Raw genomic sequence first — 14186 nt, forward strand, 5'->3', positions numbered from 1 at the left:
TTCATAAGCCTTCCCTGGCGATCTGCTCGCGGATTTCAGCAGCGGTCTTGTCTCGGGTTTCCACCTTGCTGCCTGACGCAGTTATCCGGGTTATTTCATTGTCCGTAAGGCCCAGATCACGCAAGCCCTCAATCCATTGCCGGTAACGGGCTTGAGCGGTGACTTTGGAATTAGGCCCCTTGGCGCGCAGGCACGCGTCGCACATGTCGTTCGGATGCGGTCGGCTTTGCCAATTACCTGGCCGTCGATACTCGAACAATCCGCACTCGCAGCGGCACAACCACAACGCGCCTTTGCCCATAGTGCTTGCGCGATACCAGGCAATGGCGGTCATTTTTCCGCGCCGCTTGCCGGTGTGGTCGATGGCGTAATCAGGGCGTGGAGACAGCTCTGGCAGGGACTCGATGGCTTTTTTCCGGCAAGCCGAACCCGTTGGCGCCGGTGCGCCGTTTTGATTTTTCATTATTTTTCCGCCGGCCCTATGGCCCTGGAATACAGATCACCCTCGCGGGCACCTCAGCGGTGCCCGCGATCCCGTTTTTTCAGACGATGCGTCGATCAGGTCGAAGCGATGGGGTCCGGGCATGGATCGACAGCGGCCTTTTCAAAGGCACGAGCGCGGTCCATATGGTGGTTGTAGCGGGCAATGCGGCTGGCAAGCGATGAGTCAGCGTGCAGGGCACTAAGGGCCATGCGGCGATGCGCAAGCGCGCTGATTCTGGATGGATTGCGTGTATGCATGATTGAAGCTCCTTCTTGAGAACGAAGCCGACACGATCCTTTCCACGGGATTGGGTGGCAGCTATGTGCAGGGTGGAAATACCGGCCAAGAAGGTTACCGGCCAGGCCGAAGCCTGCCCACACATAGCCGCCATATAGATGCGGACACAAAAAAAGCGCCAGCAATCGCAATGGGGGCGCCTATGCGCCTTCTTGAAAACGGGTTTCCACGCCCGACCATGGGATTGACCATGGATCGGCGAACCATACCGGGCATCACGATGGCGTGCAACCTTAGGAGTGGCTGACGCCGGGCTCACAGAAAATCTGTTCCCACCAAAATCGAGGTGGGAACAAAGTGGGAACACTTAACGCTTTGTAATTATTGATTATTTACGCCGTTCCCACTGTTCCCACCGTTTTGGAATCACAGGCACATTTTTATGAAAGTGCTCCAAAAACTCAGAAAATGCTCTCTGCTTGAGAGCGGACCTGAAATCGGTGGGAACAGTGGGAACAGTGGGAACGGTGGGAACGCCCAGCAACCGCGCGGCTTGCAGCGTTCCCACCGGATAAAAAGAAGTGGGAACAGGTGGGAACACACACTCGTTTTTGAAGATAAGCGTTTGTGTCTACCGGGCCATCTAGCACCCCGCGCCAGCGCCGGGATGCCGTCCACAGCAGAGCGGCCTTCTACGGACTGACGCTGAGCAACTAATCCAGAGCTGGCACATGACCTGTAGGAGGCTGCTCTGCAGGCGAAGAGGCCGGTATAGGCAAAGACAGCTGCTGCCTCCCACAAGACAGGCGTTAACCATTCATCCAGTGCTGGATACATCACCTGTTGGAGCGGGCGCTGCTTTGGGCGCCACCCCGACGATGACTACATGCCAGACATTGAAAATGGGCCAGATGCCCCGTAATTCACACACATTTTCTGTCGTTCACCTGAAGAGTTGATTCGGGTGTGCAAAGTACAAGAAATGCGCAGTGACACTGGCGAATGCCCAGCAAATACGGGGTCTTTCAAGAGGGCAGGCTGCGTAAAAACGGCTTGAAACCGTTTTTCTTTGTACTTTGCACACCCAGGCTGCATGAGCCTCGTAATTCACGCACAAGAACCTGAAATTCACCCATCTGGTTTTGTACTTTACACACCCGTCCACAGGGTTTTACTGAGCGCCAAGCCTTGAATAACGTGGTCTGCAGGTCTTATCCACAATTTTCAGACTGCGAATAAATCCTGTTTGCACAGTAGAAAATCTGCTTGACACGTAAAAGCGCATTTTCCTGCGTAAATCGCCCACCAAAACCGGTACTTTGCACACCCAAATTTGTACATTGCACACCTGTCCACAGGGTTATGCCTACCCTACAGGCCACGTACGACGTGGGCTGTGTGAGTTATACACAATGGCTAAAACTATATTAAAACTAGTTAAAAACTAAAAACATGCGTGTAGCGCGCGATCCACCTCAACACGTTTTTCAGCGTCTGGCAGCGTTTCCCTCCCCAAGCACAATGCTTTTCGATGAAATATCCCCTTGGAAGCCGCGAAAATACTGACTTCCTACATGCGGATGAAGAAATTTCCGAAGCAAACGCCCTCGCATTCCTATAACCGCTGGCGTTGTCGTCTGATTTATCCATTTCAACAAGGCCCGTAACATTGCGCCCCACTCGGATTCATCGCCGATGCTTCTCCCTCACAGGAATTTTCTATGCCTCCCAACAAGCACGTTCGCCGTCTGGATTCGATTCAATCCAGAAAAGCGCAGCCTGACGTGCAGGAAGTGTTGGTCGTTAACCCGGCAGAAGCTCCTTCCAAAAAGCCCCGCAATAAAACCAGCGTCGCAGCCGGTGAAGCACCTGCGGGACGTGCACCAGCCTCTGCCGCTATCGGCAAGCTCAAAGTCGGTCAGGCAAACAAGCGCAGCTTTACGATTTGCAGCGACATGTTTGCCCCCATGCCCTATGACGTGGGTGCACGTGACAATCGCAGCGTGATGGACGTCGCGTTATTTCGTTTGTCCAAGAGAGACATTCGCGCCAATTCGGTTATTCGTTATGACTTGCCGAACGGGTATGTGCAGGTTTCATCCAGCCTATGCGGCATGGCATCCATCTGGGATTACGACATTGTCCTGATGGCCATATCTCATCTGAACGAGGCAATGAACCGGTACCGTGCCGGAAAGGGCGAGAAACCCGGCCAGATATTCTGCTCTCGTATCGACGAGATACTGAGCTTCTGCAAGAAAAATGTCGGTGGTAGCCAGAAAGACAAATTGATCGAGGCTCTGGAAAGGCTAAGCACTACCCACATTCGTATTGAACGCACTCGCAATGTGGGTGGGCTGTTAAAGACCCTGACCGAGGGGGAGAACCTCATCACGTCTTTCTCAGTCGTCAGTCACAGCAAAACCAAAGCCGTCGAGTCGATCAGAATCAGAATTGCTGACTGGATGTTTGACGAGATCACCAAGGGGCATAAACCTGACGTGCTTACCGTTCATAAAGATTACTTCAGCATCAGCCAAGGCGTGGGCCGGTTCATTTACCGACTGGCGTGCAGGACCGCCGGGAAGAGGATGGCTTTATGGGGCTTTCATACGTTATATGAACACAGTGGTAGTGCAGGAACGCTCAAAGAGTTTTCTCGCCTGCTGCGTAAGGTCATTCAGACCCAATGCGTGCCTGAATACAGCGTGGCCGAGGAAGAGGGCAAGGAGGGGCCGATGCTGCGCATCGTTCATCATTCGCAGCGCGAGCAATGGAACGCGCTTTAAGCGGAGCGCCCCTTGCAGCGCGCTCCGCCTTTCAGACCATTCAGTCGAACAGATCAGCATCCTTCAACGCCACGCCCAACTGGTCCTTGCCGGACAACTGCGGCGTGCAATCGAGCGGCCATTCGATCCCGATGTCGGGATCGTTCCAGGCAATGCAGCGCTCGCTCTGCGTCGAATAGAAATCCGTGGTCTTGTACAGGAACTCGGCCGTGTCGCTCAGGGTAATGAACCCATGGGCAAAGCCTGGCGGAATCCACAACTGGTTGTTGTTCTGCGCCGACAGCACGGCACCGACCCATTGGCCAAAGGTCGGTGACGAGCGACGAATATCCACCGCCACGTCGAACACTTCACCTTGCACCACACGTACCAGCTTGCCTTGTGCATCAGGGTTCAACTGGTAGTGCAGACCACGCAGCACGCCTTTTACCGAACGCGAGTGGTTGTCCTGGACAAACTCAGGCTCAAGACCGGTGGCTTCTTTAAAGGCGCGTGCATTGAAGCTTTCGTAGAAAAAGCCACGCTCGTCACCGAATACCTTGGGGGTAAACAGTACGACTTCAGGAATGGCTAATGGAGTGGCTTGCATCAAAACACCTTTTCTTTGAGCAGGTTCTTCAGGTACTGGCCATAGCCGTTCTTGAGCAGCGGCTGAGCGAGGCGCTCCACTTGCTCGGCATCGATCCAGCCGGCACGGAAGCAAATCTCTTCAGGGCAGGCGATCTTCAGGCCCTGGCGACGCTCCATCGTGGCGATGTACTGACCGGCATCGAGCAGGCTGTCGTGGGTACCAGTGTCGAGCCAGGCATAACCGCGACCCATGATCTCGACGTTCAGCTGCTGTTTCTCGAGGTACAGAATGTTCAGGTCGGTGATTTCCAGCTCGCCACGTGGCGATGGCTTCAGATCACGGGCCAGATCAACGACCTGGTTGTCGTAGAAATACAGGCCGGTCACGGCATAGCTGGATTTCGGCGCCTTGGGCTTCTCTTCCAGCGACAGCACGCGGCCGCTGTTGTCGAACTCGGCGACGCCATAACGCTCAGGGTCGTGCACGTGGTAGGCAAATACCGAAGCACCAGACTCACGCTTGTCTGCATTGAGCAGCAGCGACTGGAAGTCATGGCCGTAGAAAATGTTATCGCCCAGCACCAATGCGGACGGATCGTTGCCGATGAAGTCGGCACCGATGGTAAAGGCCTGTGCCAGTCCGTCAGGACTTGGCTGTACTGCGTAGGAAAGGTTAAGCCCCCATTGGCTGCCGTCGCCCAGCAGTTGGGAGAAACGCGGCGTGTCCTGCGGTGTAGAGATGATCAGGATGTCGCGGATACCTGCCAGCAGCAGGGTGCTGAGCGGGTAATAGATCATCGGTTTGTCGTACACGGGCAGCAATTGCTTGGAGACTGCCAGTGTGGCTGGGTGGAGGCGGGTTCCGGAGCCGCCTGCTAGGATGATTCCTTTACGTGCCATGGGAGTCCTTTAGTCGTTAGGTTCATCCAGCGTACAGTATGCTTGCACGGCCAGATATCTTGCCTGTAGCGTTTAGAGTTTACTCAATACTGGAGAAAATGCGCGGTCAGTGATAGAGATAAGCTTTATTGAAGGGTAAAATTTTAAGGAGCTGCAGGTGTACGGAGTGATTGGCATGGTTTAAAGTTATATAGTTAATGAGTGTGGTTCTTGGTATTATACTGGATCACATTTTAATAATTTTCGATAGATAAAAAGTTTTCCTGGGGGGAAAATGAAAATATGTGTAATGGGGAACTGTCAGTCGGCCCCGATTAAAAGTTTGCTTCAACAAAGACTCAACGTTCCTTGCGAAATAATCCAGATAAAACCAGTGCACCTGCTAAAAGAGCATGATATCAAAGGGGTTATCGCTACGCTGTCTTCTTCCGATGTTGTAGTGACGCATTTAATATCAAATAATTACAACAACTTTCCCATCGGTACGGGGCAGTTGGTAGATACAATTAAAGCTGGCGCAAAGATCATTGTTGTTCCCAATGCTCACTATATTGGGTACTTCCCTAGCTTTATCTATATCAAAGACTCCAAAGGCAGAGGTGTGACACCGCGTGTTCCGGAGTATTCACATTTTCCATCCGATTATCATGATGCCTTTTGTATTGCGGCTAAAATTAAAGGCTACAGCCTAGAGAAGTTATTCGAATTTTATGAAAATTACAAAGGTGCTGCTGATTGGCTAGAGGGCTATATAGATGAATCACTTTTGAACTTAAGAGAGCGTGAACAAGATTGTGATATAAAAATTTCTGATTTCATAGAGGATAACTATAAAAATAGACAGTTGTTCTGGACCTTTAATCACCCGACCAATGAGCTATTAATCTATATGGTTGATCAAGTTATTGACAAATTAGGGCTTAGCCCAGTTCAAAATAAAGCAACTGATGAGTACCTTCAAGAAGCCATTCTTCCGATTTTCCCATTTATAAGTAAAAACTTGGGAATTAGTTTCGATGCCGAAAATTTTTCCATGGAAGGTATAGACAGTTATCGAAAATATGTTTCTCTCTGTTGGAGCGGTTATGAAAAATCCCAAGAGGTTTTAGACGTTAATAGAAAGAACAGAAGGGTAGTGGAGTGTATGGATATTTTGAATAAATTTGATAATGCAGTAATGGGCATACAGAAATAGATGGTTTTTATGATAAACAATGGAGCTTTCGACAAGGTTGCAAAACGAACCTAGTTAGGTGGTGGAAAACTTCTTTTTATTAGTTGTATCAATTTTAAAGTCTATATTTCCTATAAACCCCACCTTTACAAGATGGGGTTTGGTCAACATCGTGGTGTTGCTGATAACCGTTTTACAGAAGCAATGCCTTAAAATTTCCATAAACGCCACTGGCGACGGGCATTCCAGCGCATGGCGTAGTTATACATAAGGTACGCGTTTATTCCCCTTTACCGTTTTAACGTAAATCTCGTACCAATCCTAGATTCTAAGCCATGACCTGATCCCCGATGCTGAGTTCCTAAGACTCTTTAGAAGCTAGTCGCTCACGATACGCTACGACGCCAGAGTCGAAAAAATCGTAAGCGCTCCATGAACCCCACAGTCAAAGCGGCCAGATGATCTTGGATGCTGTGCTCCCGATTCCCTCTGGAGCCAGCACCTCATGATGCCACCCGACGCCAAAGTCGAAAAAGTCTATCTCTACCCCAAACCTGTGGACTTCCGAAAAGCTATCGACGGCCTGGCAGCGCTGGTCGAGCTGGATATCAAGGTGGCGGTGTTCGACCCCGTACTGTTCGTTTTCCTCAACAAACCTCGCAATCGAGTAAAGATCTTGTATTGGGAGCGCAACGGCTTTTGTCTTTGGCTCAAACGCCTGGAGTCGGAGCGTTTCAAAACATCGCCCGATGCCACAGACGAAGCGATTGTCCTCAGCGTCCAGGAACTGAACTGGTTGCTCGACGGTTTTGATCTCTGGCGCAACCGCCCTCATCAAGTTTTGACCCCGCGCTACGTGGCGTGACCCGGTATAATCCGGGCCATGATTCCCCTGCCCGATGACCTTCCTGATGATCCTGTCCTGCTCAAGCAACTGCTGCTTGAGGCGCTCAATCGCCAGGAGGAATCGGCTCAGGCTTATCAGACCCACATCGTCGATCTGAAAGAACAGATCAAGCTGTTGCGCGACCGTCTGTTTGGGCGCAAGTCCGAGCAAACCGTGGAGCCCAATACGCCGCAACTGGCCTTGTTCAACGAGCCTGAAAGCGAGCCGATGCCTTCAGTCGGTGAAGCTGATGAAGAAGTCGTTGCACCGACGCCACGCCGTGGCAAACGCAAGCCCCTGTCGGCTGATCTGCCGCGTATCGAAGTCATCCACCAACTGCAAGAACACGAACTGACCTGTGCCTGCGGTTGCCGCAAACACGCCATCGGCGAAGAAACCAGTAAGCAACTGGACATCGTGCCGATGCAGATCCGCGTCATCAAACATATTCGCAAGGTCTACGGTTGCCGGGGCTGCGAAGCAGCCCCGGTCACTGCTGACAAACCTGCGCAACTGATCGAAAAGAGCATGGCCAGCCCGAGCGTATTGGCCATGCTGCTCACCACCAAGTATGTGGACGGTCTGCCGCTGCACCGGTTTGAAAGTGTGCTGAGCCGCCACGGTATCGAGATCCCGCGCCAGACCTTGGCGCGCTGGGTGGTCCAATGCAGAGAATACTTCCAGCCGCTGCTTAATCTGATGCGTGATCGATTACTGGAAAGTCCGGTGATCCACTGCGATGAAACGCGCGTGCAGGTGCTGAAAGAACCGGATCGAGACCCGACCAGTCAATCCTGGATGTGGGTACAAGCCAGCGGCCCGCCGGATCGCAAAGTCGTGTTGTTTGACTACACGTCCAGCCGTGCGCAGGAAGTACCGTTACGACTGCTGGAAAGTTATCGCGGCTATGTCATGACCGATGATTACGCCGGCTATAACGCGTTGGCGTTGCTGCCAGGCGTCGAACGCCTGGCGTGCATGGCCCATGCACGACGCAAGTTCGTGGACGCGCAAAAAGTGCAGCCCAAGGGTAAAACCGGACGGGCCGATATTGCGCTGATGATGATCAACAAGCTGTACGGCATCGAACGCGAGCTCAAGGACGTCAGCGATGAACAGCGGTTTATCGGTCGTCAGGAAAAGAGCCTGCCGATCTTGGCGCAACTGAAAAGCTGGCTGGATAAAGCCCAGCCGCAGGTGACGGCGCAAAGTGCGCTGGGTAAGGCAGTGCATTATCTGGCGAATAACTGGAGCCGGCTGGAGCGCTACGTCGAAGCAGGTTACTTGCCCATCGACAACAATGCGGCCGAAAGAGCGATCAAGCCGTTTGTCATCGGGCGCAAGGCCTGGCTGTTCAGCGATACCGTCAACGGTGCCACCGCCAGCGCGAAGATCTACAGCCTGGTCGAGACCGCAAAGGTCAACGGCCAAGAACCCTATACGTGGCTGCCGCACGCCTCGTCAGTAGCCGACTACGAAGCTCTGCTGCCGTGGAACTGCTTACCAGAGATGCAACGGTAAACCGTTAACCCACTGTTGGGTAGGTGGGGTTTATGGATCGCATACAAAAAATCGACCTCTACCCCACGTTCGTTGACTTCCGAAAATCCACCTACGGCTGATCAGCTTTGGTCGAGTCGTACAGGGTAAAAGAAATCTTTTCACTTTCTGCTTCGCATGCGCCCGCCTGTCCAGGTGGGTATGGATGCGAACGGGTTTTTTGAATGGCAACGGCAAGCGCTGGACTCTCGTCATATGAAATGAGTGGCCAAGTGCGTATGGGATGGAAGCTATTCCGATCACGGCGTAAACGCTCTGAATGCAGAGACGTAGGATCTTTGACGATGGGGCTATACGGTATCGATAAGTGGATAGAAACAGAGAATACAGTTGTCATAAAGCTAGAGTTTAGTAAATTAACCTTGTAATTTTAAAAAAATTAGATTCCAAAAAAGTAGATTGGATGTATAATGTAAAAATTTTGTAGCTCGATAATTGATGAGAAATTGTTGAAAATTAATGTTGTGGGACGTAGTAATTCTTAGGAAAAAAGAAAATGAATAAGCACATTGTGATAACGATACGGTATTCCTTATATGCTCCTGAAATGAGGAAGTCGTGGGTTATCGGAAGGGACTCGGAAGAAGATTATAAGAGAGAATTGTTTTCTTCTGAAAGAATGAGCAAAAGACAGTCATTTTTTGAAAAAATAACTCTAAAATCTTTGATAGAGCTTAACAAGAATAAACCTGAAAATGTAACGTTGAAAGTTTTTCTACTGACTTCAAATTTATTACCTAAGAAAAACAGCGATTTTTTAATAGAAATTACAAAAGAAAATAAATTTCTTGAAGTGCTGGCACTAGACCAATCAAATGCTGATGTGAGGTCGGGGTTAAATGAGTATGTTAATAGTCTTGATGATCAAGACATTTATGCTAGCGTCAGACTTGATGATGATGATGCCCTTTCTCCAAATTTTGCAAAGCAAATGGATCACTATCTTCAACCAGGATTTTCTGGATGCGTAATTTCCTTTGCTCGAGGGTATGGTGCTTTACTGGATGAAAGTGGGAATATAAAGAAACTGGCTGACTACAAATGGCGATTTGGTTCAGCAGGATTGGCATACATATCAAGAAAAGGTAAATCAGTCAGAACTGGAAGGTATTCAATCTACCAGTGTGGAAATCACATCAAGACCGATGACAAAATTCCAACAGTTAGCGATGGACGATCACCTGCATTTATAAGAGCGTTCCATTCAGAAAATGATTCGAAAGATAGCTTTGAAAAATGTGTGGGGAAAATCTTCCAGCCAGAAGAAGCGAATAACTTTCTGAAAGAGTTCGGAATTAACTCTGTTTTGTCTGTGTGACAAAAATAGCTGCTGACATAATGAAATATTATGCAGCAGCCGATTTTTATAATGAATAAATAGGGTTTTAAGAAAAGACAGAATTGTAAGCTGAGTGAAGTTGATTTTTTATGCAACTCTTGTTGAAGTTTTTAATTGCATACATTCGACCCTTTTCTCCAAGGCTCGTAATTTTCCCAGGATTTAAACAAAGCTCTTTGATTTTTCCGGCTACTTGGGAAATATCTTTAAAGGAAATAAGAAATCCAGTCTCTCCATCTTTAATAAGTTCGGAAAAAGCACCTCGATCATAAGCGATTACTGCACGTCGAGCAGCCATACCCTCCAAAATGGTGCGCCCAAAGGTCTCTTGGCAAGTCGACATACTGACAATAATGTTGGCTTGACTTATGGCAAGAAGGGGGTTGCTAACATAGTCAATAAATTCAATTGTATTATTTTTATCAATTATGTTCGTTTTTAATGACTGAACATGCGCAGTACAGGGGCCTATAATTAAAAAGCGAGCATTATCAAGGGATTGTGCTAAGAGATTAGCTACTTCGATAAAGTCAGATACTCCTTTCTTTTCGATGTTGCTGCTAATAATCGCAATGCTTATTGAACTGCTGTTTATTTTATTTTCAATATCAAACTCTTGAAAGTTAACGTTATTGCTTACAACGTGAACAGATTTAAAATGGTGTAGATGGGATGCTGTAAATTGAGAGTTGGCAATCGCCACATCAGCGATCTCAGATACTGTTTGGTAAATGCGAGAAGCGGGCATTTTAATGTGCATGCAAGCTTCGTCGTTATCGTCCAATATTTCATGGACATGGACAATTGACCGAATACCCGCTTGTTTCGCCGCGATTAATGGTTCTCGCTGCATGATTGTATTAGTATGGACTGCTTGTATTGAATATTCGTCAATAATTTCACGAAACTTACTTATTGCATCACTATAAGGAATTGGTGATTGTGTCCATAATGGTGATGAAACTACTAAAACTTTATGTGAGCGCTTACGTAATGCCAATAGGTATTCTGTATTAGTATAGTCAGGAATTGTGACTATGACGTTATATTTTAGCTCGACAAATGCATCAAGTATTTCAATTAAACTTCGTTCCGCACCAAAAATTTGTTTTCCAGCTGCATGACCGCACACTAATACTGTGCGTCTCTTTTTACGTAACACAATGTCCCCACTCAGAGGAGGAGGGAATGTCTGATAGCCTTGGGGTTTTCCAAACTTTAGATAATGCAACAGCGGTGGCAGATCAATATTTTTATCAGATAAATATGTTTGGTAATAAAATTCATTATTGAAATTAGGAGAAGCACTGCGGCCTTCGTAAATCCCATATTTTAAATAATGAGACAGGGGATTAACCATAGCTTCACGAATGTCGGGATATAAGGATTCGTACCAGGTGGAAGAGAAAATTCCGGAGGCAGCAATCAAATTATGATTAAACTCTTCCCGGAGTTCCAGCACATCGGGTAATAAATCAGCTATCTGACGTATATTTGGATAAGCTTTGCACCGTTTGAATTGTACGGTTGGTACAGCGTCTGGATGAAAAGAAAAAATAGAGTCTCCTAAAAAAGCCAGCAATTTAGTATCCAGCCGTTGAGTCGGCGTTAGAATATCAATTCTATAAGTGGCTGCGAGGGAGAGTAGGTAAGGCGAAATAAAATATATTTCAGTATTTCTATAGTCAGGCCAATGATAAACAGCCACAGATACAGATTGATTGACAATTTTGTCAATGATTAATTTTAAATAATTGTAATCCGTGGCTTCAAAACTAAAATCTGAAAACAAGACAACTTCATAGATTTTATCAAGAGGTGGTATAACAAGATTAGTGGCAGGTGCTGGGAATGAACGATGTCTAGGAAAAATTGAAAGATTAGCCGTATGAGCAGAAGACAAAGAATCATGCCAGATTGAATATTGAGCGCGATAAATTTGCCGTAAACCAAAAAACTCTGAAAATGCATGTGTCGTATCGGTAGTGGTCAAAGAACCAGGAACATCTCTTGCAAAAACAAGAGGAACGCCTGGCAAAACTTCTACGATAGATTGATCACCGTAAAGACTCTTTACACGTTCGTACATTTCACTATCAGCAGCTACTTTTACCTCGTCCCAGCCTCCCTGTGTCTTGATAACATCGGATTTAAACATAAGTGTCGAAACACTAGCGTGAACCAGATGCCCATCCGGTCGTGGTTTTTTAAAATGAAGACTGGGCTCAACGCGGACCCAGTGACCAAGAGCTGCCTTAAGTTTATTGTTATGGATTAAAGGCTCACTGAGCAACTGTATTTTTTCGGGGTGAGACCAGTCATCACTATCATGAGTAGTGACAAATTCCCCTGTCGCGTGTTTTAAAGCTGTATTTCGTGCTGCATAAGCACCTTTATTGGTCTTGTGGCTAATAAGAATTACGCGCGAATCTTTAGCGATATAAGCGGCTACTAGTTCTTTTGTTCTATCAGAGCTAGCATCATCAACCACAATGATCTCAAGATTAGTCCAAGTTTGGAAGGTCAAGCTTCTCAGTGCTGTTTCAATATAAGACTCAGCGTTGAACACAGGGATTAAGATACTGACCTTATGAGGGCTCGATACTTGATCACGATAGGCCCCTTGTATATTATCTATGGATAAAATATCCCCCTCGTCTTTTTTAGCCAAGGTGGTAAGATTTGAATCGACAAATATTTTATTTATGAGATCTAATTTTTTCTGTTCACTTTCATATATGTGTTGGCCTTCCGAACTCATGAGTAGATTGGATGCAGAGAGCAGCATGTCGTTGGGACAGCGATCGTAATTAATATGCTGAAAGAGATTCTTGGCTTCCTGATGCCTATTGAGCCTTACGAAAACATCCGTAATTAATAAATGCATACCTTCTTGATAAAGATAGCCAGGCACTGCACTGGAATCTGTGATGAGAATGGCGCACAAGAATTCAACATACGGTTCTGCATGATTCCACTGGCGGCGGCTGCTATACCAACGAGCTAGCGCCAATGCAGAGAACATCTTCTCTTCAGCTTCAGAAGTTAAGTCATTAAAAATATGGACAAGCTCGGTGATTGCATTATCAGAAAAGCCGCTCCAGAGCTTTGTCTCAATAGATTTAGATTTGAGTAGTCTTGGATAACGACCTTCTTTTTTACCATGCGCGGTGTAATGTTCCAGGGCAGTGAACCCTGCGTTCGCTACATCAGGATAATTAGACAAATACCATTCTGGATCGAGCGCTCTCTTATCGTGACCTCTGATTGATTTAGGCATCGTGCAGCCCTGCCTGGAGGGCTAAATTAGCCCGATGCAATGTCTCACTAGACATTTCAAATATGGCGTCATATTTACCCACCGTATCATAGTGTTCTAGCAGTTCACCCTGCGTCATTTTAAGCTGAGCACTCAGCAGCTTATTCTGGTGCTCTAGCTCCTGGATGCGTGATGTAGAAACGCCCATCAACTCAGAAAGATTTAATTCTGCTTTAAGCGTTCTAGCCTTTTCATAAGCTAAGGCATTTTCTAAATTTGAATTTTGGATTTGCGTACTATCTAGCTTTTCAGAAAAGCCTTCATAAATCGTAATTTTCTTTTCTAACTCGGAATTTTTGAATTCAGACTGGCTTAATTTCTGCTCTAGGTTTCTGACTTTTTTAACAGATTCAAGAGTATTAAGCAGCTTGAAAAAATCGTCTTCTTTTAGCGAATCCACATTGCTTCTAAAGAGAGATGTACCACGTGGAGTCCAGCTAACAGACTCAAGAGATTCAAGAATGTCCCAGTAGTGCGGAGCGAACGCGTCAAACAACTCGGGTAAAAAATTTAATGGGTTTGGTAAGCGGGCTTCACTAAGGATAGCATTACTGACGGGAGCGCCATAAATACCCTTTAAATTAGAGCTAGACGTGCTATCAATATTAACAGCTATAACAGAGGTATTGTTTGTCCTGCTCAGTTCAAGGAAAATCTTCTGCAGAGACTGCCAGTTTTTCAGGGCCACGCTAATTTGAATGTCGTCAGTCTGGTTAATGGTTTCCCAAGGAGAACGGTAAAGCCAAACCAAGCGAGTCGCATTATTAGGAAGACTGTTATTTTGTAATAAATCGAAAAAAACGCTAGAGGGGACAATAGACACATGATCTATCGTGTTTTCAGTAGCAGACCACCACCCTTCAAAAATCGATGCTTCAAGACCGGAAAACAAAATTTTCATGAGGTACCATCCAAACTAATGACAATG

Annotated in this window: 11 protein-coding genes; 5 read left to right on the forward strand and 6 right to left on the reverse strand. The window is 47.2% G+C overall.

Going from position 1 to position 14186, the window contains the following annotated elements; genetic code table 11:
- Position 1: 1 nt before the first annotated feature.
- Positions 2 to 463 (reverse strand): hypothetical protein, encoded by a 462-nt coding sequence (locus RHM69_RS03730; RefSeq protein ID WP_212551065.1) that lies wholly within the window; start codon positions 461 to 463, stop codon positions 2 to 4.
- A gap of 95 nt (positions 464 to 558) precedes the next feature.
- Positions 559 to 741, reverse strand: a complete 183-nt coding sequence (locus tag RHM69_RS03735) for a hypothetical protein (RefSeq protein ID WP_212551066.1) — start codon at positions 739 to 741, stop codon at positions 559 to 561.
- 1701 nt (positions 742 to 2442) lie between these two features.
- Between RHM69_RS03735 and RHM69_RS03740 the strand changes: the two genes are divergently transcribed.
- Positions 2443 to 3510, forward strand: a complete 1068-nt coding sequence (locus tag RHM69_RS03740) for a replication initiator protein A (protein ID WP_212551067.1) — start codon at positions 2443 to 2445, stop codon at positions 3508 to 3510.
- Between the two features lie 40 nt (positions 3511 to 3550).
- On the opposite strand, the gene rfbC is transcribed toward RHM69_RS03740, so the two are convergent.
- The gene (gene rfbC, locus RHM69_RS03745; protein WP_212551068.1) at positions 3551 to 4099 is read right to left on the reverse strand and encodes a dTDP-4-dehydrorhamnose 3,5-epimerase; all 549 of its coding nucleotides are present in this window, start codon (positions 4097 to 4099) and stop codon (positions 3551 to 3553) included.
- Positions 4099 to 4980 carry a glucose-1-phosphate thymidylyltransferase RfbA gene (gene rfbA, locus RHM69_RS03750; RefSeq protein WP_212551069.1) on the reverse strand — a complete coding sequence of 294 codons (882 nt, stop codon included), beginning with the start codon at positions 4978 to 4980 and terminating at the stop codon, positions 4099 to 4101. Before rfbA ends, rfbC begins: the two co-directional genes overlap by 1 nt.
- A gap of 289 nt (positions 4981 to 5269) precedes the next feature.
- On the opposite strand from rfbA, the gene RHM69_RS03755 reads away from it, so the two are divergent.
- The 4 genes from RHM69_RS03755 (at position 5270) to RHM69_RS03770 (ending at position 9918) form a co-directional block, all read left to right on the forward strand.
- A complete protein-coding gene (locus RHM69_RS03755) occupies positions 5270 to 6175 on the forward strand; it encodes a WcbI family polysaccharide biosynthesis putative acetyltransferase (RefSeq protein ID WP_249342593.1) in 906 nt (301 codons plus the stop codon).
- Between the two features lie 484 nt (positions 6176 to 6659).
- Positions 6660 to 7019 carry an IS66 family insertion sequence element accessory protein TnpB gene (gene tnpB / locus RHM69_RS03760; RefSeq protein ID WP_249342589.1) on the forward strand — a complete coding sequence of 120 codons (360 nt, stop codon included), beginning with the start codon at positions 6660 to 6662 and terminating at the stop codon, positions 7017 to 7019.
- Positions 7020 to 7037: 18 nt separating this feature from the next.
- A complete protein-coding gene (gene tnpC / locus RHM69_RS03765; protein ID WP_282376567.1) occupies positions 7038 to 8561 on the forward strand; it encodes an IS66 family transposase in 1524 nt (507 codons plus the stop codon).
- Between the two features lie 535 nt (positions 8562 to 9096).
- Positions 9097 to 9918, forward strand: coding sequence for a glycosyltransferase (locus RHM69_RS03770; RefSeq protein ID WP_212549540.1), 822 nt, complete (start codon positions 9097 to 9099; stop codon positions 9916 to 9918).
- Positions 9919 to 9985: 67 nt separating this feature from the next.
- On the opposite strand, the gene RHM69_RS03775 is transcribed toward RHM69_RS03770, so the two are convergent.
- Positions 9986 to 13219: a glycosyltransferase gene (locus RHM69_RS03775; protein WP_212549539.1), complete on the reverse strand. Its 3234-nt coding sequence runs from the start codon at positions 13217 to 13219 to the stop codon at positions 9986 to 9988.
- The gene (locus RHM69_RS03780; RefSeq protein ID WP_212549538.1) at positions 13212 to 14159 is read right to left on the reverse strand and encodes a hypothetical protein; all 948 of its coding nucleotides are present in this window, start codon (positions 14157 to 14159) and stop codon (positions 13212 to 13214) included. The genes RHM69_RS03775 and RHM69_RS03780 overlap by 8 nt, the downstream gene beginning before the upstream one ends.
- Between the last annotated feature and the right edge of the window lie 27 nt (positions 14160 to 14186).

This window comes from Pseudomonas sp. CCI1.1 (assembly GCF_034348165.1).
Classification (GTDB): Bacteria; Pseudomonadota; Gammaproteobacteria; order Pseudomonadales; family Pseudomonadaceae; genus Aquipseudomonas; species Aquipseudomonas paracarnis.

Excerpts from the sequence above, each read along its gene's own strand:
- RHM69_RS03730 (WP_212551065.1), bottom strand. The coding sequence starts at position 463 with ATGAAAAATCAAAACGGCGCACCGGCGCCAACGGGTTCGGCTTGCCGG.
- rfbA (WP_212551069.1), bottom strand. The coding sequence starts at position 4,980 with ATGGCACGTAAAGGAATCATCCTAGCAGGCGGCTCCGGAACCCGCCTC.
- RHM69_RS03775 (WP_212549539.1), bottom strand. The coding sequence starts at position 13,219 with ATGCCTAAATCAATCAGAGGTCACGATAAGAGAGCGCTCGATCCAGAA.
- RHM69_RS03735 (WP_212551066.1), bottom strand. The coding sequence starts at position 741 with ATGCATACACGCAATCCATCCAGAATCAGCGCGCTTGCGCATCGCCGC.
- tnpB (WP_249342589.1), top strand. The coding sequence starts at position 6,660 with ATGATGCCACCCGACGCCAAAGTCGAAAAAGTCTATCTCTACCCCAAA.
- rfbC (WP_212551068.1), bottom strand. The coding sequence starts at position 4,099 with ATGCAAGCCACTCCATTAGCCATTCCTGAAGTCGTACTGTTTACCCCC.
- tnpC (WP_282376567.1), top strand. The coding sequence starts at position 7,038 with ATGATTCCCCTGCCCGATGACCTTCCTGATGATCCTGTCCTGCTCAAG.
- RHM69_RS03740 (WP_212551067.1), top strand. The coding sequence starts at position 2,443 with ATGCCTCCCAACAAGCACGTTCGCCGTCTGGATTCGATTCAATCCAGA.
- RHM69_RS03780 (WP_212549538.1), bottom strand. The coding sequence starts at position 14,159 with ATGAAAATTTTGTTTTCCGGTCTTGAAGCATCGATTTTTGAAGGGTGG.
- RHM69_RS03755 (WP_249342593.1), top strand. The coding sequence starts at position 5,270 with ATGGGGAACTGTCAGTCGGCCCCGATTAAAAGTTTGCTTCAACAAAGA.
- RHM69_RS03770 (WP_212549540.1), top strand. The coding sequence starts at position 9,097 with ATGAATAAGCACATTGTGATAACGATACGGTATTCCTTATATGCTCCT.